Annotated in this window: 21 protein-coding genes and 4 tRNA genes; 10 read left to right on the forward strand and 15 right to left on the reverse strand. The window is 62.3% G+C overall.

Going from position 1 to position 17,108, the window contains the following annotated elements:
- The first annotated feature begins 10 nt into the window (after window positions 1–10).
- Window positions 11–442, forward strand: a complete 432-nt coding sequence (locus ACNFH5_RS27025) for a VOC family protein (RefSeq protein WP_416751437.1) — start codon at window positions 11–13, stop codon at window positions 440–442.
- Between the two features lie 58 nt (window positions 443–500).
- Here ACNFH5_RS27025 and galU read toward each other — a convergent pair whose 3' ends face one another.
- Both galU and ACNFH5_RS27035 read right to left on the reverse strand, forming a co-directional pair.
- On the reverse strand, window positions 501–1,340 hold the full coding sequence (gene galU, locus ACNFH5_RS27030; RefSeq protein WP_088421520.1) for a UTP--glucose-1-phosphate uridylyltransferase GalU: 840 nt from the start codon (window positions 1,338–1,340) through the stop codon (window positions 501–503).
- 206 nt (window positions 1,341–1,546) lie between these two features.
- Window positions 1,547–1,912, reverse strand: coding sequence for a LexA family protein (locus tag ACNFH5_RS27035; protein WP_416751440.1), 366 nt, complete (start codon window positions 1,910–1,912; stop codon window positions 1,547–1,549).
- 156 nt (window positions 1,913–2,068) lie between these two features.
- On the opposite strand from ACNFH5_RS27035, the gene ACNFH5_RS27040 reads away from it, so the two are divergent.
- Window positions 2,069–2,233, forward strand: coding sequence for a hypothetical protein (locus ACNFH5_RS27040; protein ID WP_416751442.1), 165 nt, complete (start codon window positions 2,069–2,071; stop codon window positions 2,231–2,233).
- A 178-nt stretch (window positions 2,234–2,411) separates the two neighbouring features.
- Window positions 2,412–2,777 carry a DUF3509 domain-containing protein gene (locus ACNFH5_RS27045; RefSeq protein WP_416751444.1) on the forward strand — a complete coding sequence of 122 codons (366 nt, stop codon included), beginning with the start codon at window positions 2,412–2,414 and terminating at the stop codon, window positions 2,775–2,777.
- Window positions 2,778–2,879: 102 nt separating this feature from the next.
- Here the strand turns inward: ACNFH5_RS27045 and ACNFH5_RS27050 are convergent.
- The 8 genes from ACNFH5_RS27050 to ACNFH5_RS27085 all read right to left on the reverse strand — a co-directional run bounded on the left by ACNFH5_RS27050 (window position 2,880) and on the right by ACNFH5_RS27085 (window position 7,541).
- Window positions 2,880–2,965: transfer RNA gene (locus ACNFH5_RS27050), tRNA-Leu, on the reverse strand.
- Between the two features lie 155 nt (window positions 2,966–3,120).
- Window positions 3,121–3,194: transfer RNA gene (locus ACNFH5_RS27055), tRNA-Cys, on the reverse strand.
- 35 nt (window positions 3,195–3,229) lie between these two features.
- Window positions 3,230–3,305 (reverse strand) — tRNA-Gly (locus tag ACNFH5_RS27060).
- Window positions 3,306–3,373: 68 nt separating this feature from the next.
- Window positions 3,374–3,934: a CDP-diacylglycerol--glycerol-3-phosphate 3-phosphatidyltransferase gene (gene pgsA / locus ACNFH5_RS27065; protein ID WP_416751446.1), complete on the reverse strand. Its 561-nt coding sequence runs from the start codon at window positions 3,932–3,934 to the stop codon at window positions 3,374–3,376.
- 33 nt (window positions 3,935–3,967) lie between these two features.
- Window positions 3,968–5,794 (reverse strand): excinuclease ABC subunit UvrC, encoded by a 1,827-nt coding sequence (uvrC, locus tag ACNFH5_RS27070; protein WP_416751448.1) that lies wholly within the window; start codon window positions 5,792–5,794, stop codon window positions 3,968–3,970.
- Between the two features lie 2 nt (window positions 5,795–5,796).
- Complete coding sequence (uvrY, locus tag ACNFH5_RS27075) at window positions 5,797–6,441, reverse strand: UvrY/SirA/GacA family response regulator transcription factor (RefSeq protein WP_017517075.1); 645 nt, start codon at window positions 6,439–6,441, stop codon at window positions 5,797–5,799.
- A gap of 534 nt (window positions 6,442–6,975) precedes the next feature.
- Window positions 6,976–7,239, reverse strand: coding sequence for a hypothetical protein (locus ACNFH5_RS27080; protein WP_416751450.1), 264 nt, complete (start codon window positions 7,237–7,239; stop codon window positions 6,976–6,978).
- Window positions 7,240–7,453: 214 nt separating this feature from the next.
- Window positions 7,454–7,541, reverse strand: a tRNA-Ser gene (locus ACNFH5_RS27085).
- 135 nt (window positions 7,542–7,676) lie between these two features.
- Here ACNFH5_RS27085 and ACNFH5_RS27090 point away from each other — a divergent pair.
- From ACNFH5_RS27090 to ACNFH5_RS27120, 7 genes are all read left to right on the forward strand, one after another.
- The gene (locus tag ACNFH5_RS27090) at window positions 7,677–8,342 is read left to right on the forward strand and encodes a Bax inhibitor-1/YccA family protein (RefSeq protein ID WP_024765156.1); all 666 of its coding nucleotides are present in this window, start codon (window positions 7,677–7,679) and stop codon (window positions 8,340–8,342) included.
- A 113-nt stretch (window positions 8,343–8,455) separates the two neighbouring features.
- A complete protein-coding gene (gene tusD / locus ACNFH5_RS27095) occupies window positions 8,456–8,848 on the forward strand; it encodes a sulfurtransferase complex subunit TusD (protein ID WP_416751453.1) in 393 nt (130 codons plus the stop codon).
- Window positions 8,848–9,207 (forward strand): sulfurtransferase complex subunit TusC, encoded by a 360-nt coding sequence (tusC, locus tag ACNFH5_RS27100; protein ID WP_416751455.1) that lies wholly within the window; start codon window positions 8,848–8,850, stop codon window positions 9,205–9,207. The genes tusD and tusC overlap by 1 nt, the downstream gene beginning before the upstream one ends.
- Window positions 9,204–9,509 (forward strand): sulfurtransferase complex subunit TusB, encoded by a 306-nt coding sequence (gene tusB / locus ACNFH5_RS27105; RefSeq protein ID WP_416751519.1) that lies wholly within the window; start codon window positions 9,204–9,206, stop codon window positions 9,507–9,509. The genes tusC and tusB overlap by 4 nt, the downstream gene beginning before the upstream one ends.
- Window positions 9,506–9,841, forward strand: coding sequence for a TusE/DsrC/DsvC family sulfur relay protein (locus ACNFH5_RS27110; protein WP_416751456.1), 336 nt, complete (start codon window positions 9,506–9,508; stop codon window positions 9,839–9,841). Before tusB ends, ACNFH5_RS27110 begins: the two co-directional genes overlap by 4 nt.
- The gene (locus ACNFH5_RS27115) at window positions 9,838–10,836 is read left to right on the forward strand and encodes a glycosyl transferase family protein (RefSeq protein WP_416751458.1); all 999 of its coding nucleotides are present in this window, start codon (window positions 9,838–9,840) and stop codon (window positions 10,834–10,836) included. Before ACNFH5_RS27110 ends, ACNFH5_RS27115 begins: the two co-directional genes overlap by 4 nt.
- 88 nt (window positions 10,837–10,924) lie before the next feature.
- Window positions 10,925–11,926 carry a glutathione S-transferase family protein gene (locus ACNFH5_RS27120; RefSeq protein WP_416751460.1) on the forward strand — a complete coding sequence of 334 codons (1,002 nt, stop codon included), beginning with the start codon at window positions 10,925–10,927 and terminating at the stop codon, window positions 11,924–11,926.
- Window positions 11,927–12,049: 123 nt separating this feature from the next.
- Here the strand turns inward: ACNFH5_RS27120 and ACNFH5_RS27125 are convergent, their stop codons facing one another.
- From ACNFH5_RS27125 to lolA, 5 genes are read right to left on the reverse strand one after another with little or no spacing between them, the layout of a single operon-like run.
- A complete protein-coding gene (locus ACNFH5_RS27125) occupies window positions 12,050–12,388 on the reverse strand; it encodes a lysozyme inhibitor LprI family protein (RefSeq protein ID WP_416751462.1) in 339 nt (112 codons plus the stop codon).
- Between the two features lie 5 nt (window positions 12,389–12,393).
- Window positions 12,394–13,779 (reverse strand): siroheme synthase CysG, encoded by a 1,386-nt coding sequence (gene cysG, locus ACNFH5_RS27130; RefSeq protein ID WP_416751464.1) that lies wholly within the window; start codon window positions 13,777–13,779, stop codon window positions 12,394–12,396.
- Between the two features lies 1 nt (window position 13,780).
- On the reverse strand, window positions 13,781–15,061 hold the full coding sequence (gene serS / locus ACNFH5_RS27135; RefSeq protein WP_416751466.1) for a serine--tRNA ligase: 1,281 nt from the start codon (window positions 15,059–15,061) through the stop codon (window positions 13,781–13,783).
- Window positions 15,062–15,107: 46 nt separating this feature from the next.
- Window positions 15,108–16,433 (reverse strand): replication-associated recombination protein A, encoded by a 1,326-nt coding sequence (locus ACNFH5_RS27140; RefSeq protein WP_416751468.1) that lies wholly within the window; start codon window positions 16,431–16,433, stop codon window positions 15,108–15,110.
- Between the two features lie 36 nt (window positions 16,434–16,469).
- A complete protein-coding gene (lolA, locus tag ACNFH5_RS27145) occupies window positions 16,470–17,093 on the reverse strand; it encodes an outer membrane lipoprotein chaperone LolA (RefSeq protein WP_416751470.1) in 624 nt (207 codons plus the stop codon).
- Between the last annotated feature and the right edge of the window lie 15 nt (window positions 17,094–17,108).

A 17,108-nucleotide genomic window follows, 5' to 3' on the forward strand; every position in this document is an offset into this window, starting at 1 on the left:
AGGCATTACCATGCGCCCGACCCTGACCCACCTCGCCCTGCACGTGCCCGACCTGGAGGCTTGCGTTTCGTTCTACGAGCGATTCTGCGGCATGCGCGTCATTCACGAGCGTGAAGGAAAGGGTTCGCGCATCGTCTGGATGGCAGAACCAGGCAAGGAGCACAGCTTCATTTTCGTCATCATGCCCGGCGGCCAGGAGCGGCACCTGGCAAGCGACGACTACAGCCACTTCGGCTTCGCCGTGGACACTCATGATGAGGTCGACCGCATTGCCAGGGATGCGGAAGCTGCCGGCTGCCTGATCTGGGCGCCACGGTCGGAACCCTACCCGGTGGGTTACTACTGCGGCCTTCGTGATCCGGCCGGCAATTACGTCGAGTTCAGCTATGGCCAGCCGCTGGGGCCGGGTTCCGAAGCGATGCCGATTCCACGCTCGATGTAGACCGGAAAACGAGAAAGCCACCCGGAGGTGGCTTTCTCGAAGAGCGGAAAGGTCTGGATTACCAAGCCTTGCCAGTCTTGTAGAGGTGCTCGTAGCAGAAGTTGGTCGCCTCGATGTAACCCTCGGCGCTGCCGCAGTCGAAACGCTTGCCCTTGAACTTGTACGCCAGCACGCAACCGTCCTGGGCCTGTTTCATCAGGGCGTCGGTGATCTGGATTTCACCGCCTTTGCCCGGCTCGGTCTGCTCGATCAGGTCGAAGATGTCCGGAGTCAGGATGTAGCGGCCGATGATCGCCAGGTTCGACGGCGCATCTTCGGGCTTCGGTTTCTCGACCATGGTGTTCACGCGGTAGATGTCGTCGCGGATCATCTCGCCGGCGATCACGCCGTACTTGTTGGTCTCTTCCGGCGGTACTTCCTGGATCGCCACGATGGAGCAGCGGAACTGGTTGTACAGCTTGACCATCTGCTTGAGGACGCTGTCGCCTTCAAGGTTCAGGCACAGGTCGTCCGCCAACACGACGGCGAAGGGCTCGTCACCGATCAGCGGACGGCCGGTCAGGATAGCGTGGCCCAAGCCCTTCATTTCGATCTGACGGGTGTAGGAGAAGGTGCATTCGTCGATCAGGCGACGAATACCGACCAGGTACTTTTCCTTGTCGGTGTTGCGAATCTGGTGCTCCAGCTCATAGCTGATATCGAAGTGGTCTTCGAGGGAGCGCTTGCCGCGGCCAGTGACGATACCGATTTCGCCGAGACCGGCTTCCAGCGCCTCTTCAACGGCGTACTGGATCAGCGGCTTGTTCACCACCGGCAGCATTTCCTTGGGCATGGCCTTGGTGGCCGGGAGGAAGCGGGTACCGTAGCCGGCGGCCGGGAACAGACATTTCTTGATCATGGGAGTCCTTCGAGAGGGACAGGGGTGCGAGTTGCGCGCAGTCTAATCAGGCTGCGCCCGCCTTACAATGCCCCGGATTGCAAGCTGCACGACTCTCGTGAGGAGTTGCGAATCCGGTGGCACGCGCATCTGACCATCGAGCCCCTTATTTAGTTCTCGAGGTTGCTGGCAAATGGTCAGCATTCAATCCACCTGCCGACCCAGCCCTATGCCTTCAGCCCCTTCGCTACGTCGCTGGCAGAAAGTCGCTGACGCACAACACCCCAGATCGAAAGCTCATCGCCTTCCTCGACCTTGAGCGTGGGATAGCCCTCGCCTGCCGCCTGCAACGCGAACGCACCGTCGATGATCGCGAGCCGCCGGATCAACGCCTCGCCATTGAGCGCGGCCACCACGATCTCACCAGGCGATGCCAGCTCCGAACGGTCGACCAGGAGCAGGTCGCAGTCGTGAATACCTGCCTGCGTCATGCCTTCGCCACATGCGCGGACTATGTAGGTATGAAGAGACGCAGCTCCGGCCACTCCGCCGCGCTGCACCACATCTCGAACTTCCAGAATGGCTTGCTGCATAACCGCACTCCGAATACTGTATGCATATACAGATACCAGATGCTCAGCAGCCAGACAAGCCATTGAATGGAACCTCCGGGGAGAAATGCCGCTCAACCGAAAGGACAGCGCACCGATGACGGTGGACTACCCTTAGGGAGGGGTGAGGATATCGATATGAATCCAGGCACGTTCGTCACACTCATGATTATTGGCTGGGTCCTGCTGGCACTGGTCACGCTATGGGCGATCCTGCGGGTGCCGATGCGCCGGGCACGCCTGCAGAAGACCAAGTCCGCAGTAAAAACGACCTCATCGCGGCACCACCCTCTCCCGCACTGAATGTCATCGTCGTGCAAAATGCCCTGCCATTTCCGCTTTACCTTGCAAGCTGCATGGAAAACGAAACGGCACTATCTTTTAAGTCATTGATTTAAAAGTAATTATTATTTCATTCAGATTGGTATGCACCCTGCAATGAACGGGAAGGAACTCCCCACTCACTGCCGAGGACGACACCATGCCAATCGACCGTCTGCCTGCCGCCCAATACCTTTGCCAGGTCTTCTCCGATTTCGACGTCAGCTTCACTGCTCGACCGGACGGCAATCTGATCATGACGCTGAGCAAGGATGCAGGCGAACACATCGCCTGCCGCGTGGTGCGATTGGAAGAACAACGCAATGAAGAACTGCTGACCAGCCTGGTAGGCCGCATTCGCCGCGACCTGGCAACCGAATACGGCCCGCTGCAGGAGGGCGACGCCGGCCACTTCAAGGAAGAAGTACCGCTGCAGAACTTCTACGAGACAGCCGGACCACTGCGCCAGCGCCGCATCGTCAAGGCTGGCGCGAAACTGCGCTCGATGGCCAACGCAGGCGCGTGAATCGCCAGAAACGAAAAACCCGGCCTAAGCCGGGTTTTTCGTATTTTGCGCTCACCTCGAATCAAGCATGCAATCCGCAATGACTCGGGGGATACAGGAAGTTGGTGCCCGGAGCCGGACTCGAACCGGCACGCCCAAAGGGCGAGAGATTTTAAGTCTCCTGCGTCTACCGATTTCGCCATCCGGGCAGTAGCGCGTTACAGCGTTCCCGGGTGCAAGCCCGGAAAGGGCTGGACTATATACAGCCCCTCTCCCCCTGCGCAAGTTGCAGAAACTCGCAATCCTTGCAGTGGGCAGTTAAAGAAAAAGCCCTGTAAATCTTCGATTTACAGGGCTTTTCTATTGGAGGCTGAGGTCGGAATCGAACCGGCGTTCACGGATTTGCAATCCGGTGCATAACCACTCTGCTACTCAGCCATAACACGGATGACTCAAGGCGAATCATCAAAATCTGGAGCGGGAAACGAGACTCGAACTCGCGACCCCGACCTTGGCAAGGTCGTGCTCTACCAACTGAGCTATTCCCGCGTTGTCGTGTTGACGGGCGACATTCTAACGATTTGGAAATGCCTGTCAACTCCTTGATTCAAAAATAGTTATTTCTCTTTCGGGGTGGTGTTCAGGTGCGGCCAGGCAGCCACCAGATAGTGCACCATCGACCACAAGGTGAGGATGGCGGCAACAATGAGCAGCGCATAACCGACCAGGACCCAGAACGTCATCAGCGGCGGATTGGCCAGGAGAATCACCAACGCCAGCATCTGCGCCGCCGTTTTCCATTTACCCAGGCTGGAAACGGCGACATGCGCCCTCGCCCCGATCTCTGCCATCCACTCGCGCAGTGCAGAGACGACGATCTCGCGACCAATGATGATGGCAGCCGGCAAGGTCAGCCACAGATTCGCGTGCTCCTCCACCAGCAGCACCAGCGCGGTGGCGACCATCAGCTTGTCCGCTACCGGGTCGAGGAAGGCGCCGAAGGGCGTGCTCTGCCCCAGCCGACGCGCCAGATAGCCATCCAGCCAGTCAGTGGCGGCAGCAAGGGCGAATACGGCGCTGGCAGCCAGATGGCTGGCAGGGAACGGGAGATAGAACAGCAGGATGAAGATCGGAATGAGCAGAACGCGGAGCAGTGTGAGCAGGTTCGGGATATTCATCGGGTCGGAAGGTCTGCGAGTTGAGCCGGCATTCTACTCGCTGTGCAGTGCAGCATAAATCTGCTCTGCCAGCTTTTTACTGATACCGGGGGCTTTGGCAATTTCATCGATACTGGCTCTGCCCAGTTCCTGCAACCCGCCAAAATGCTTGAGCAGGTCACGCCGGCGCTTCGGTCCGACGCCCGCAACATCTTCCAATGTCGAGGTACGTCGCGCCTTGCCGCGTCTTGCGCGGTGGCCGGTAATGGCGAAGCGGTGTGCTTCGTCGCGGATCTGCTGGATCAAGTGCAACGCTGGCGAGTCGGCAGGCAGAGTGAATTCATGTTCGGCGTCGTTGAGGTACAGCGTTTCCAGGCCCGGCTTGCGGGTAACACCTTTGGCCACGCCGAGCAGCGTCAGACCCACAACCGCAAGCTCCTGGAGCACCTCCTGGGCCATGGCCAGCTGTCCCTTGCCGCCGTCCACGAGGAGGATATCGGGCATCTTGCCCTCGCCTTCCTTCAGGCGGCTGAAGCGGCGGGTCAACGCCTGGTGCATCGCGGCGTAATCGTCGCCACCAGTGATGCCTTCAATGTTGAAGCGACGATAGTCCGACTTCAGTGCACCCTCCGGGCCAAAGACGACACAGGAAGCCACAGTCGCCTCGCCGCTGGAATGGCTGATATCGAAGCATTCGAGCCGCTGCGGCGGCTCCGGCAGATCAAGCGCCTCACCCAGCGCATCGAAGCGCGCCGCCATGTGCTGGCGGTTGGCAAGACGAGCCGCCAGCGCCTGCTCGGCATTGGTCACCGCCAGTTGCTGCCAGCGCGCACGCGTGCCACGAACCCGCGGAGTGATCTCCAGCAGCCGACCGCGGGATTCCTCGATGGCCGATGCCAGGACCGGGAAGTCCTCATGCACGGCATTGACGATCAGCTCGTTCGGCAGATCGCGCTCGTGGTGGCTCAGATAGTACTGCCCGAGGAAAGCCAGCAGCACATCACCCACCTCCTCCTCGATCGCCACCTGCGGGAAGAAATTCTTGCTGCCCAGCACCCGTCCGCCACGCACGCTGATCAGGTGCACGCAGGCTCCGCCTGGTGTGACGATGGCCGCCACCACGTCGACGTTGCCAGTGCCAAACTCCATGCTCTGCTGGTCCTGCACACGACGCAGAATCTGCACCTGATCGCGCAGCTCCGCCGCCTTTTCGAAGTCCAGGCGCATCGCCGCCTGCTCCATGCTGGTGGACAGTTCCTCGGCCAGCACGTTGCTACGCCCTTCGAGGAACATGATCGAGTGGCGGACGTCTTCGGCGTACTCCTCCTCGCTCACCAGCCCCACGCAGGGCGCCTTGCAACGCTTGATCTGGTACTGCAGGCACGGGCGCGTGCGATTACGGTAATAGCTGTCCTCACACTGGCGCACGAAGAAGGCTTTCTGCAGCAGCGCCAGGCTTTCACGAATGGCACCGGCGCTGGGGTATGGGCCGAAATAACGACCTTTCGCTTTCTTCGCACCGCGGTGGATGGTCAGGCGCGGATACTGGTCCTCGCTCGACAGGAACACGTACGGATAGGACTTATCGTCCCGCAGCAGGATGTTGTACGGCGGCCGCCACTCCTTGATCAGCGTCTGCTCGAGCAGCAGCGCCTCGGTCTCGTTGGAAGTGATGGTGGTCTCGACCTGGGCGATTTTCGCCACCAGGGCAGCCGTCTTCGGCGCAAGGCCGGACTTGCGGAAATAGCTGGAGAGACGCTTCTTGAGGTCCTTCGCCTTGCCGACGTAGAGCAGCTTCGCCTCGACGTCGAACATGCGATAAACGCCCGGCCGCCCACTGCAGGTAGCCAGGAAGGCCGCCGAATCGAACTGTTGCACCATGATCAGTTGCTGGCGTCGACCATGCCGTGCCGGACAGCCAGCAGCGCCAGTTCGACGTCACTGGTGATCGAGAGCTTCTCGAAGATGCGGTAGCGGTAGGTGTTCACGGTCTTGGGCGAGAGGCACAGCTTGTCCGAAATGCTCTGTACCTTGTGGCAGTTCGCAATCATCAGCGCGATCTGGATTTCACGTTCGGACAGGGTGTCGAATGGCGATGCGTTGCGCTCCGGCTCGAAGGACTTCAGCGCAAGGTTCTGCGCAATTTGCGGACTGATGTAGCGCTGACCGGCAAATACCTGGCGAATCGCCTGGACCATCTCGTCCAGGGCGGCTCCCTTGGTGAGGTAACCCGCCGCACCCGCCTGCATCAGGCGAGTCGGGAACGGGTCCTCTTCGCACACGGTCACCACCACGACACGCACATCGGGTTGGCTGCGCAGCAGTTTGCGGGTGGCTTCGAGGCCGCCAATGCCGGGCATCTTCACGTCCATCAGCACGACGTCGGGCTTGAGCTCGCGTGCCAGTTGCAGCCCCCGTTCACCGGAGTCTGCCTGCCCAACAACCTGCAGGCCGTCGATATCAGCGAGCATGCGGGTAATTCCGGTGCGCACCAGATCGTGATCATCGACCACCAGCACCTTAATCACGCAGCACCCCTTGAGCAGAATGGAATGGCGGGCCCCGAGAAAGAGACTCCGAACAATTGCCGAACCTTAACAGAAAGAGGCTCTACGACCTAGCTTGGAAGCGCTTCGCCAAAATGCAAGCGCCAGAGAAACGCAGCGCAGGCGGGGCAAATGCTGACAGATGCTTGCCGGTGCGTCTAGGACGGGCGTGCCGACAAATTTCATGTCCGGATCGCGTCAGCACAAAAATCGGAGGGACATATCGAAGCAGCCCGATCGATCAAGCACCTTTAGTCCGCGCCCACACCTGAATCGCCCCCACCGCCGGCATCGCTATCTCCGATGCTGCAGATAGCTGGAGTAGCACCGCCTTGAAACAAGTCGCCACCCTGTATCGCCGCATGAACCATTGGAGTCGGAATGGGAATTACCCTTCCGATTTATCGCACGGGCCGGCGTCTTATTTTGCAATGCCCGCCACTCGGCGCCGGCAATAAACATAACCGCGCTGGCGACCGCTGCCTGGGCCACCGCTGCACTCTTTCCCCGATAACCTCAGGCCTCGACTGCATCCAGCAGGGCCCATGGTTTGTAGCCGGCAGCGCGCGCGGCCTTCTCCGCCTCAAGAATCGCCTCAGTACGACTCAGCGAACGCGAACGATGCTCGAAACGAAATGCCGGCCCGCTCGCGCCTCGCACACTGAGGACGATCAGATAGCCCCGCATGGGGTTACTGACTTCTCGAGTGGTTTTCGTCTTTTTCGGAGCAACACCCAGCGCTTCGCGCATCTGCCGCTCGAGATCTTCGACTTGGTTCATTCAGGATTTTCCGGAGATTGGTGCTTGAAGTTTAACTGAGTGCATCAACGTCCTACAGAATCATCTTTCGGTATGACTGACTTTTCTGATGCTTTGAACTTGCGCAATGCAAACGCAATGAGCGCAATGCGTAATCGGCAGGAGCGCCGCCAGCGGCACTTCACCGCCAGAAACGCGAAAGCCCCGCAGTGCGGGGCTTTCAACGTTGTAATAGTGGCGGAAGCGTAGAGATTCGAACTCTAGGACAGTTGCCCGTCGACGGTTTTCAAGACCGTTGCCTTAAACCACTCGGCCACGCTTCCACATTGAGCGGGCGGCAATATTACCGGATCGCAACACACTGTCAAACTCTGATGATTCAGCGCGCTTTTCCCTCTGTTATGATGGATACCACTACGGTCATGGATCCGTATCCCGCTTAACAGGAGTGTCTCGACATGCAAGAACGGCAATATCTCGACTCCACAGCGGTGGAGCAGAAAGAGGTCAGCGGCGTCCTGCGCAATACCTACGGGCTGCTGGCCCTGACCCTGGCCTTCAGCGGCCTGGTAGCCTTCGCCTCGCAACAAATGCGCCTGCCCTACCCCAGTTTCTTCGTAGTGCTGCTGGGCTTCTACGGCCTGTTCTTCCTCACCGTGAAGCTGCGCAACAGCGCCTGGGGCCTGGTCAGCACCTTCGCCCTCACCGGCTTCATGGGCTACACCCTCGGCCCGATCCTGAACATGTACCTGGGCATGGCCAACGGCGCGAGCATCATCTCCTCGGCCTTCTTCATGACCGCCCTGGTGTTCTTCGGCCTGTCCGCTTATGTACTGACGACCCGCAAGGACATGAGCTTCCTGTCCGGCTTCATCACCGCAGGTTTCTTCGTCCTGCTGGGCGCCGTGCTGGTCTCGCTGTTCTTCCAGATCAGCGGCCTGCAACTGGCCATCAGCGCCGGCTTCGTGCTGTTCTCCTCGGCGATGATCCTGTTCCAGACCAGCGCGATCATCCACGGTGGCGAGCGCAACTACATCATGGCCACCATCAGCCTGTACGTGTCGATCTACAACCTGTTCATCAGCCTGTTGCAGATCTTCGGCATCATGGGTAGCGACGACTAATCCTCGCGCTTCAGGAAAAAGCCCGTTTCGACGGGCTTTTTTCATTTCAGTCGCGGCAAAAAACGGCTCAGCGCCGTATCATCCTGCGAAAATTCGCCGCCAAGGCCTGCTCCATGAAGTTCGTCATCGCCCTCTTCTCCCCGCCGCATTCGCCGGCCGCCCGGCGCGCCTTGCGCTTCGCCGAGGCTGTATTGGCCGGCGGACATGAAATCACCCGGCTGTTCTTTTATCAGGACGGCGTGCATAGCGCCTCGGCCAACGCCGTAGCCAGCCAGGATGAGCTGGACGTCGCCGCCGCCTGGACGCGATTCGTCGCTGATAATCAACTGGACGGAGTCGTCTGCATCGCCGCCGCCCTGCGGCGCGGCGTGCTCAATGGCGAGGAAGCCAACCGCTATTCCCGCCCCGCCGCCAACCTGCAGGCACCCTGGGACCTTTCCGGCCTCGGCCAACTGCATGAAGCAGCGCAACTGGCGGACCGCCTGGTCTGCTTTGGAGGCAACTGATGGCCAAGTCCCTTCTGATCATCAGCCGCCAGGCGCCCTGGGCCGGCCCCGCCGCCCGTGAGGCGCTGGATATCGCCCTGGCCGGCGGTGCCTTCGACCTGCCGATCTCGATGCTCTTCCTCGATGATGGCGTGTTCCAGTTGGCGCCCAACCAGCGTCCCGCCACACTCGAGCAGAAAGACCTGCAAGCCAACCTGCAGGCCCTGCCGCTGTTCGGCGTGGAGGCGCTCTACGCCAGCAGCCGCAGCCTTGCCGAGCGCGGACTGGACGGCTCCTGCCTTACACTGGCCGCCCAGGCGCTGGACGACAACGCGCTGCGCAACCTGCTGCAAACCCATGACCAGGTGATCACGATCTGATGGCTACTCTCCACCTGCTCTCGCACTCCCCCTTCAATGACGGCCGGTTCGCCAGTTGCCTGCAGTTGCTCGGCCCGGGCGACGGCTTACTGCTGACTGGCGAAGCCGTCCACGCGCTGCGCGATGGCACCGCGCCTCGCCGCGAGCTGGATCAGACGCCCGCAACCAACGCGCTCTTTGCGCTGCTGGAAGACCTGCAGGCACGCGGCCTGGATAACCCGCCCGAGCGTGTCGTTGCTGTGGATTACGCCGGATTCGTCGATCTCTGTACGCGCTTCGACAAGGTGAACGCCTGGTTATGAGCACTCTCCTGGTCAATGGAAACGCCCTGTTGCTGGACAAGGACGGCTATCTCGCCGACCTGAACGACTGGAGCGACGCCGCTGCCGAGGCCCTGGCGCACAACGAAGGCATCCACCTGACGCCCGAGCACTGGGAAATCCTCCTGCTGCTGCGCGAGTTCTATGGGGAGTTTCAGCTCTCCCCGGCCAACCGCCCGCTGATCAAGTACGTCGCCCAGAAGCTGGGCGCGGAAAAGGGCAGCAGCCTGCACCTCAACCTTCTGTTCAAGGGCACCCCGGCCAAGCTTGCCGCCAAGCTCGCCGGCCTGCCGAAGCCGACCAATTGCCTATGACTGCCGCCCCGCTCGTCCTGCAGACACCCGCCGAACACCCCTTCGCCCAGTTCGTCCGCATCCTCGGCAAAGGCAAGCGCGGCGCGCGCGGCCTGACCCGCGAGGAAGCTCGCGAAGCACTGGGTTTGATCCTTGACGGCCAGGCCGAGGAAGCCCAGCTGGGCGCCTTCCTGATGCTGCTGCGACACAAGGAGGAAAGCGCCGAGGAACTGGCCGGGTTCACCGAAGCCGTGCGCGAGCGCCTGCAGACACCAAAGATCGCCGTAGACCTGGACTGGCCGAGCTACGCCGGCAAGAAGCGCCACCTGCCCTGGTACCTGCTGGCGGCCAAATGCCTGGGCGGCAGCGGCACCCGCATACTTCTGCATGGTGCGGGCGCCCACACCGCCGGCCGTCTCTACACCGAGCAATTGCTTGAACTGCTGGGCCTGCCGCTGTGTCGCGACTGGAGCGCAGTCAGCCAGGCACTGGACACCCAGGGCGTCGCCTTCGCCCCGCTGGCGGACTGGATGCCGCGCCTGCAGCGGATGATCGACCTGCGCAACACCCTTGGCCTGCGCTCACCAATTCACTCCTCGGTGCGCCTGATCAACCCGCTGGGCGCCACCTGCGTGCTACAAAGCATCTTCCATCCCGGCTACCAGGCCGTGCACCGTGAAGGCAGCCGCCTGCTGGGCGACTACGCCATCGTCATCAAGGGCGAAGGCGGCGAGATCGAAGTGAACCCGGACGCCACGTCGCACCTGTACGGCTGCCGCGACGGCGAAGACTGGGACGAAGAATGGCCAGCGCTTTCACCGCTGCGCCATGTCAAGCCAGAAAGCCTCGACCCGCGGCATCTGGCCGCCGTCTGGCGCGGTGACACAGAGGACGCCTACGGTGAGTTGGCCGTCCGCGCGACCATGGCGCTGGCCTTGCGCGCGATGGGATTGCAGCGGGACGACGCCTTCGCAGAGGCCAACAAACGCTGGGCTGCCCGCAACAGATCGATTTAATCGATACCTGGAATCCTGTTTTTGCGCTAAACAATCAAGCCTGAGCCGATAGACTGGTCCCATCTTCCCGCTTCCTGGAGCACTCAAGATGGGACAGTTGATCGATGGCCGCTGGCATGACCAGTGGTATGACACCAGCAAGGACGGTCGTTTCCAGCGCGAGAACGCACAGCGCCGCAACTGGGTAACTGCCGATGGCCAGCCTGGCCCGACCGGCGAAGGCGGCTTCTGCGCCGAAGCCGGCCGCTATCACCTCTATGTTTCCCTGGCCTGCCCCTGGGCACACCGCACGCTGATCTACCGCCAGCTCAAGGGCCTCGAGTCGCTGATCGACGTTTCGGTGGTCAGTTGGCAGATGCTGGAGAACGGCTGGACCTTCGACAAGGCACTTGGCTCCACGGGCGACAAGCTCGACGACCTGGCCTTCCTCCATCAGCGCTACACGAAGGACGATGCGCACTACACCGGCCGCGTGACCGTGCCGGTGCTGTGGGACAAGCACGAGCAGCGCATTGTCAGTAACGAATCCGCGGAAATCATCCGCATGTTCAACACAGCCTTTGACGGGATCACCGGCAACCCATTGGACTTGTCCCCGGAAGCGCTGCGTGCACAGATCGACGCGCTGAACGAGCGCATCTACCCGGCCGTAAACAATGGCGTGTATCGCGCAGGCTTTGCGACGACCCAGGGCGCCTACGAAGAGGCCTTCAGGACGCTGTTCAACGAACTGGACTGGCTGGAAGAGCGCCTGGACAAACAGCGCTACCTGGCGGGCGAATACCTGACCGAAGCGGATGTGCGCCTGTTCACCACGCTGATTCGCTTCGATGCGGTCTACCACGGGCACTTCAAGTGCAACCTGCGACGCCTCGCGGACTACCCGAACCTGTCCGGCTGGCTGCGTGAGCTGTATCAACTGGATGGCGTGGCTGGCACGGTGGACTTCCAGCACATCAAACACCACTACTACGGCAGCCATCGCACCATCAACCCGACCGGCATCGTGCCGCTGGGGCCGCGGCAGGACTTCACCGCGCCGCACGGGCGGGAACATCTGCCGGGCAAGGGTATTTTCCGTAGAGGTTGAACCAGCCGTTGGACCGAAATTTGCCATCAGACCTGTAGGAGCGAGCTTGCTCGCGAACCCAGCGCAGGCCATCAGCGTCAAGCGATTCGCGAGCAAGCTCGCTCCTACAAGGTCAAGAGCGGATCAGATCGGTTTTTCGATGCCGTCGTAGACCTTCTGCAGCGCGTCCAGACGCTCCTGGTAGCGCTGCCTGAGGCAGACTTTGTTGGCGCCGCAGGCGCGGCGCTGCTCCAACCAGGCAAGCTGGGAGTCACCCAGATTGCCACGCATGCCCATGGCGAAAAGCCCGCGCAACAGGCGGTAGGTGGTTGCCACCTGCACATCCATCTCGGAAAGCTGGCGATCCGCGCAGATCGCCTTCTCGTCGGCCTGCTTGGCCTTCTTGCAGTCAAAGCTGGCCGCTTGAGCCGGCAGTGCGACGCAACCCAGGGCACACAACCCACCCAGGATCACGGCGCGCATGGGGCTCACTGCTGCCCCTCGAACCAGGCGAGCTTCTCGCGCAACTGCACCACTTCCCCGACTATCACCAGCGTCGGCGCATGCACTTCGTGCTCAGCCACCAGCTCCGGCAGGTTTGCCAGGGTGCCGGTGAATACGCGCTGATGCACGGTGGTGCCCTGCTGAACCAGCGCCGCAGGTGTATCGGCGGAGCGGCCGTGGCGCACCAGTTGCTCGCAGATGACCGGCAAACCAACCAGCCCCATGTAGAACACCAGGGTCTGCCCCGGTGCGACCAGGTCGTTCCATGGCAGGTCGGTGGTGCCGTCTTTCAGGTGACCGGTAACGAAACGCACGGATTGCGCATAGTCACGGTGAGTCAGCGGGATCCCGGCGTAAGCCGCGCAACCGCTTGCCGCCGTGATGCCCGGCACCACCTGGAACGGAATGCCATTGGCCGCCAGCTCGTCGATCTCCTCGCCGCCACGGCCGAAGATGAACGGATCGCCGCCTTTCAGGCGCAGCACGCGCTTGCCCTGCTGGGCCAGCTCCACCAACTGGCGATTGATCTCGTCCTGCGGCACCGCGTGGTCCGCGCGGCGCTTGCCGACATAGAGGCGATCCGCATCGCGACGGCACAACTCGAGGATGGCCGGCGCGACGAGGCGGTCGTACAGAACCACATCGGCCTGCTGCATCAGGCGCAGGGCGCGGAAGGTCAGCAGATCAGGATCACCGGGACCAGCGCCGACCAGATAGACCTCACCGCGAGACTCGGGTTGCGGCGATTCCAGCTTGTCCGCCAGCAGTCGCTCGGCCTCGTTCGGCTGGCCAGCGAGCATGCGCTCCGCGACCGGGCCCTGGAACACGTCTTCCCAGAACTTGCGGCGCTGCTGCAGGTCCGGCAGGCGGTGTTTCACGCGTTCGCGGAAGCGACTGGCGAGGCCGGCCAACTGGCCATAGGTCGCGGGAATCCAGGTTTCCAGCTTGGCACGCAGCAGGCGCGCGAGCACCGGCGCATCGCCGCCGCTGGAAACCGCCACCACCAGCGGCGAGCGGTCGACGATGGCCGGGAAGATCACGCTGCACAGGGCCGGCGCATCGACGACGTTGACCGGCACACCACGCTCGTGGGCATCGCGGGACACCTGGGCATTGAGTGACTCGTCATCCGTGGCAGCGATGACCAGCACGCAGTCCTGCAGATCCCCCTGGGCGTAGGGGCGCAGCAGCAGTTCGCCAGCGCCCTCCTCGATCAGCTCACGCAGCTCGGAATGCACTTCCGGAGCCACGACTCGCAGCATCGCGCCGGCGTCGCTCAGCAGGCGCGCCTTGCGCAGTGCGACATCACCGCCGCCGACCAGTAGCGCGCGACGTCCGCGCAGGATGTGGAACAGCGGCAGGAAGTCCATCTCAGCCGATGACCTCGATGCCGGCCATATACGGCTTGAGCACGTCCGGGACGCGGATCGAGCCATCGGCCTGCTGGTAGTTTTCCAGCACGGCGACCAGGGTACGGCCCACGGCCAGGCCGGAGCCGTTGAGGGTATGCACCAGCTCGGGCTTGCCGGTTTCCGGGTTGCGGTAACGCGCTTGCATGCGGCGCGCCTGGAAGTCGCCACAGTTGGAGCAGGAGGAAATCTCGCGGTACTTGTCCTGGCTCGGCACCCAGACTTCCAGATCGTAGGTCTTGGCGGCGCCGAAGCCCATATCGCCAGTGCACAGCGCCAGGGCGCGGTACGGCAGCTCCAGTGCCTGGAGAACTTTCTCGGCATTGCCGACCAGGCTTTCCAGGGCTTCCCAGGACTTCGACGGTTCGACGATCTGCACCATCTCGACCTTGTCGAACTGGTGCTGGCGGATCATCCCGCGGGTATCGCGGCCCGACGCGCCGGCCTCGCTGCGGAAGCAGGGAGTGTGGGCGACAAACTTCAGCGGCAGCTCCTTCGCATCGAGGATCTGGCCGGCAACAATGTTGGTCAGCGAGACTTCGGCGGTCGGGATCAGGTACAGATCCGCTTCGTCTTCACGCTGGATCTTGAACAGGTCTTCCTCGAACTTCGGCAGCTGGCCGGTACCCTGCAGCGCCGGAGCCTGCACGAGGTACGGGGTGTAGGCCTCTTCGTAGCCATGCTCGCGGGTGTGCAGGTCGATCATGAACTGCGCCAAGGCGCGGTGCAGGCGCGCGATCGGGCCGCGCATCAGCGCAAAGCGGGCGCCGGACAGGCGGGCAGCGGTCTCGAAGTCCAGCCAGCCGTGCTGCTCGCCCAGGGCGACGTGGTCCTTGATCTCGAAATCGAAGGTGCGCGGAGTGCCCCAGCGGCGGACTTCGACGTTCTCTTCCTCGTCAGCGCCCACCGGCACGGACTCGTGGGGCAGGTTCGGGATGTTCAGCAGCAGGTTATCCAGCTCGGCCTGGATGACGTCCAGTTCGCGCTTGCCGGCGTCCAGCTCCTCGGCCATGCGGTTGACCTCGGCCTTCAGCGGCGCGACATCTTCGCCATTCTTCATGGCCAGGCCGATGGCCTTGGAACGCGAGTTGCGCTCGGCCTGCAGGGTCTCGGTGCGGGTCTGCACGGATTTGCGCTGGCTCTCCAGCGCTTCGATGCGCGCCACGTCCAGGGTGAAGCCACGGGTGGCCAGGCGTTCGGCCACTTCCTGCGGCTGGGTACGAACCAGTTTGGAATCGAGCATGGTGTCTTCTCGTGTCGAGTGTCAGGCGGCGCTCGCGGGCGCCACTTCAGGATTTTCTGCGACGGCGGGAACTGGCTTTGTCGAGGCTGGCCAGGTGGCGCAGCTTTTCGCCGATCTTCAGTTCGAGCCCGCGCGGCACGGGTTGGTAATACTGGCGCGGTTCCATGGACTCGGGGAAGTAGTCTTCTCCGGCCGCATAGGCATCCGGTTCATCATGGGCATAGCGGTACTCGTCGCCATAACCCAGGTTCTTCATCAGCTTGGTCGGCGCGTTGCGCAGATGCAGCGGCACTTCCAGCGAGCCGCTCTCCGCCACGTCACGGCGCGCCGTGTTGTAGGCGTTGTAGACGGCGTTGCTCTTCGGCGCGCAGGCCAGATACACGATAGCCTGCGCAATCGCCAGCTCGCCTTCCGGACTGCCGAGGCGCTCCTGCACGTCCCAGGCATGAAGGCACAGGGTCAATGCGCGAGGATCGGCATTGCCGATGTCCTCGCTGGCCATGCGAACCACGCGGCGGGCGATGTACAGCGGATCGCAGCCGCCATCGAGCATGCGCGAGTACCAGTACAACGCGCCATCGGGGCTGGAGCCGCGCACCGACTTATGCAGCGCGCTGATCTGGTCGTAGAACGCCTCGCCACCCTTGTCGAAGCGCCGGCGCGAGTCGCCCAGCAGATTCTGCAGCAGCTCGGCGCTGATCTCGCCGTTGTCCTCGGCGAGGTCCGAGGCGTTCTCCAGCAGGTTGAGCAGGCGCCGACCATCGCCATCGGCAGCCGCCATGAGGATGGCGAAGCTGTCGTCGGGCAGGCTCAGGTTGCGTTTGCCCAGCCCTTTTTCTTCGCTCAGCGCGCGCTCGACCAGCCGGCGCAGCGCGGCTTCGTCCAGGCTTTTCAGCACATAGACTCGGGCGCGGGACAGCAGCGCATTGTTCAGTTCGAAGGACGGGTTCTCTGTGGTCGCACCAATGAAGATCAGCGTGCCGTCCTCCACATAGGGCAAGAAGGCATCCTGCTGGCTCTTGTTGAAGCGGTGCACTTCATCGACGAAGAGGATGGTGCGGCGACCGTACTGGGCCGCGTGCTGCTTGGCCACTTCCACCGCCTGGCGGATTTCCTTCACACCCGAGAGTACCGCCGAAATGGTCTCGAAGTGCGCGTCGGTGACCTGCGCCAGCAGCTTCGCCAGGGTGGTCTTGCCGACACCGGGCGGGCCCCAGAAGATCATCGAGTGCAGCGCGCCCTGCTCCAGCGCCTCGCGCAGTGGCTTGCCACGGGCGAGCAGGTGCTCCTGGCCGACGTACTCGTCCAGGCTGGTCGCGCGCAGGCGCGCGGCCAGGGGCTGGGAAACGGGGGCGGAGCGGAACAGGTCCACGAATCTTACCTATCGATCAATCCGGCGTAAGGCCGGTCATTCCTGGATGACGTCGACGCCCTTGGGCACATCGAAGACGAACTGCTTGGCGTCCATCGGCTCGTTCATCTTCACGTCGAAGAACAGGATATTGGTGCGCTGACCGACGCTGTCGATCAGTTGCATGTCGTTCACTACGCCACTGCGGAAGGAAATCCGCAGGCTGTCGAACAGGGTGTCCTTGGACTTCGGCTTGAGGGTGAAGTCGACTACGTTGCCGCCATCTTTAGCGGTGATGTCAAAGCTCTGGCCGATCTTCGATACGTCGCCAGACAGCAGCAGCGCCGGGGTCTGGGTCAGGCGCAGGTCGAGCTTCTGGATGGTCACTTGCTCCAGGTCCGGGTCGTACAGCCAGATTTTCTCGCCATTGGAGATCAACAGCTGCTCGTTCGGCGCATCGGTGTGCCAGCGGAACAGGCCCGGACGTTTCAGACCCAGGGTGCCGGCGGTTTCCTGCAGGCGGGTGCCGCTGCCATCCAGGGTCAGCTGGGAGAAGCGCGCGGTCATTGTCTGGGCCTTGGTGAGCATCCCGCTCAGTCGCTGCGATGCAGCATCGTCGGCATGGGCCTGGACGCCAGCCAAGGCCAGCGCAGCTACGAACATCAGGCGGATCAGACGCATCGAAATCCTCGAAGT

The organism is Pseudomonas sp. NY15435 (assembly GCF_048068295.1).
Classification (GTDB): domain Bacteria; phylum Pseudomonadota; class Gammaproteobacteria; order Pseudomonadales; family Pseudomonadaceae; genus Pseudomonas.

Coding starts and splice junctions, on each gene's coding strand:
- ACNFH5_RS27025 (WP_416751437.1), top strand. CDS start 11: ATGCGCCCGACCCTGACCCACCTCGCCCTGCACGTGCCCGACCTGGAG.
- galU (WP_088421520.1), bottom strand. CDS start 1,340: ATGATCAAGAAATGTCTGTTCCCGGCCGCCGGCTACGGTACCCGCTTC.
- ACNFH5_RS27035 (WP_416751440.1), bottom strand. CDS start 1,912: ATGCAGCAAGCCATTCTGGAAGTTCGAGATGTGGTGCAGCGCGGCGGA.
- ACNFH5_RS27040 (WP_416751442.1), top strand. CDS start 2,069: ATGAATCCAGGCACGTTCGTCACACTCATGATTATTGGCTGGGTCCTG.
- ACNFH5_RS27045 (WP_416751444.1), top strand. CDS start 2,412: ATGCCAATCGACCGTCTGCCTGCCGCCCAATACCTTTGCCAGGTCTTC.
- pgsA (WP_416751446.1), bottom strand. CDS start 3,934: ATGAATATCCCGAACCTGCTCACACTGCTCCGCGTTCTGCTCATTCCG.
- uvrC (WP_416751448.1), bottom strand. CDS start 5,794: ATGGTGCAACAGTTCGATTCGGCGGCCTTCCTGGCTACCTGCAGTGGG.
- ACNFH5_RS27080 (WP_416751450.1), bottom strand. CDS start 7,239: ATGAACCAAGTCGAAGATCTCGAGCGGCAGATGCGCGAAGCGCTGGGT.
- ACNFH5_RS27090 (WP_024765156.1), top strand. CDS start 7,677: ATGCAAGAACGGCAATATCTCGACTCCACAGCGGTGGAGCAGAAAGAG.
- tusD (WP_416751453.1), top strand. CDS start 8,456: ATGAAGTTCGTCATCGCCCTCTTCTCCCCGCCGCATTCGCCGGCCGCC.
- tusC (WP_416751455.1), top strand. CDS start 8,848: ATGGCCAAGTCCCTTCTGATCATCAGCCGCCAGGCGCCCTGGGCCGGC.
- ACNFH5_RS27110 (WP_416751456.1), top strand. CDS start 9,506: ATGAGCACTCTCCTGGTCAATGGAAACGCCCTGTTGCTGGACAAGGAC.
- ACNFH5_RS27115 (WP_416751458.1), top strand. CDS start 9,838: ATGACTGCCGCCCCGCTCGTCCTGCAGACACCCGCCGAACACCCCTTC.
- ACNFH5_RS27120 (WP_416751460.1), top strand. CDS start 10,925: ATGGGACAGTTGATCGATGGCCGCTGGCATGACCAGTGGTATGACACC.
- ACNFH5_RS27125 (WP_416751462.1), bottom strand. CDS start 12,388: ATGCGCGCCGTGATCCTGGGTGGGTTGTGTGCCCTGGGTTGCGTCGCA.
- cysG (WP_416751464.1), bottom strand. CDS start 13,779: ATGGACTTCCTGCCGCTGTTCCACATCCTGCGCGGACGTCGCGCGCTA.
- serS (WP_416751466.1), bottom strand. CDS start 15,061: ATGCTCGATTCCAAACTGGTTCGTACCCAGCCGCAGGAAGTGGCCGAA.
- lolA (WP_416751470.1), bottom strand. CDS start 17,093: ATGCGTCTGATCCGCCTGATGTTCGTAGCTGCGCTGGCCTTGGCTGGC.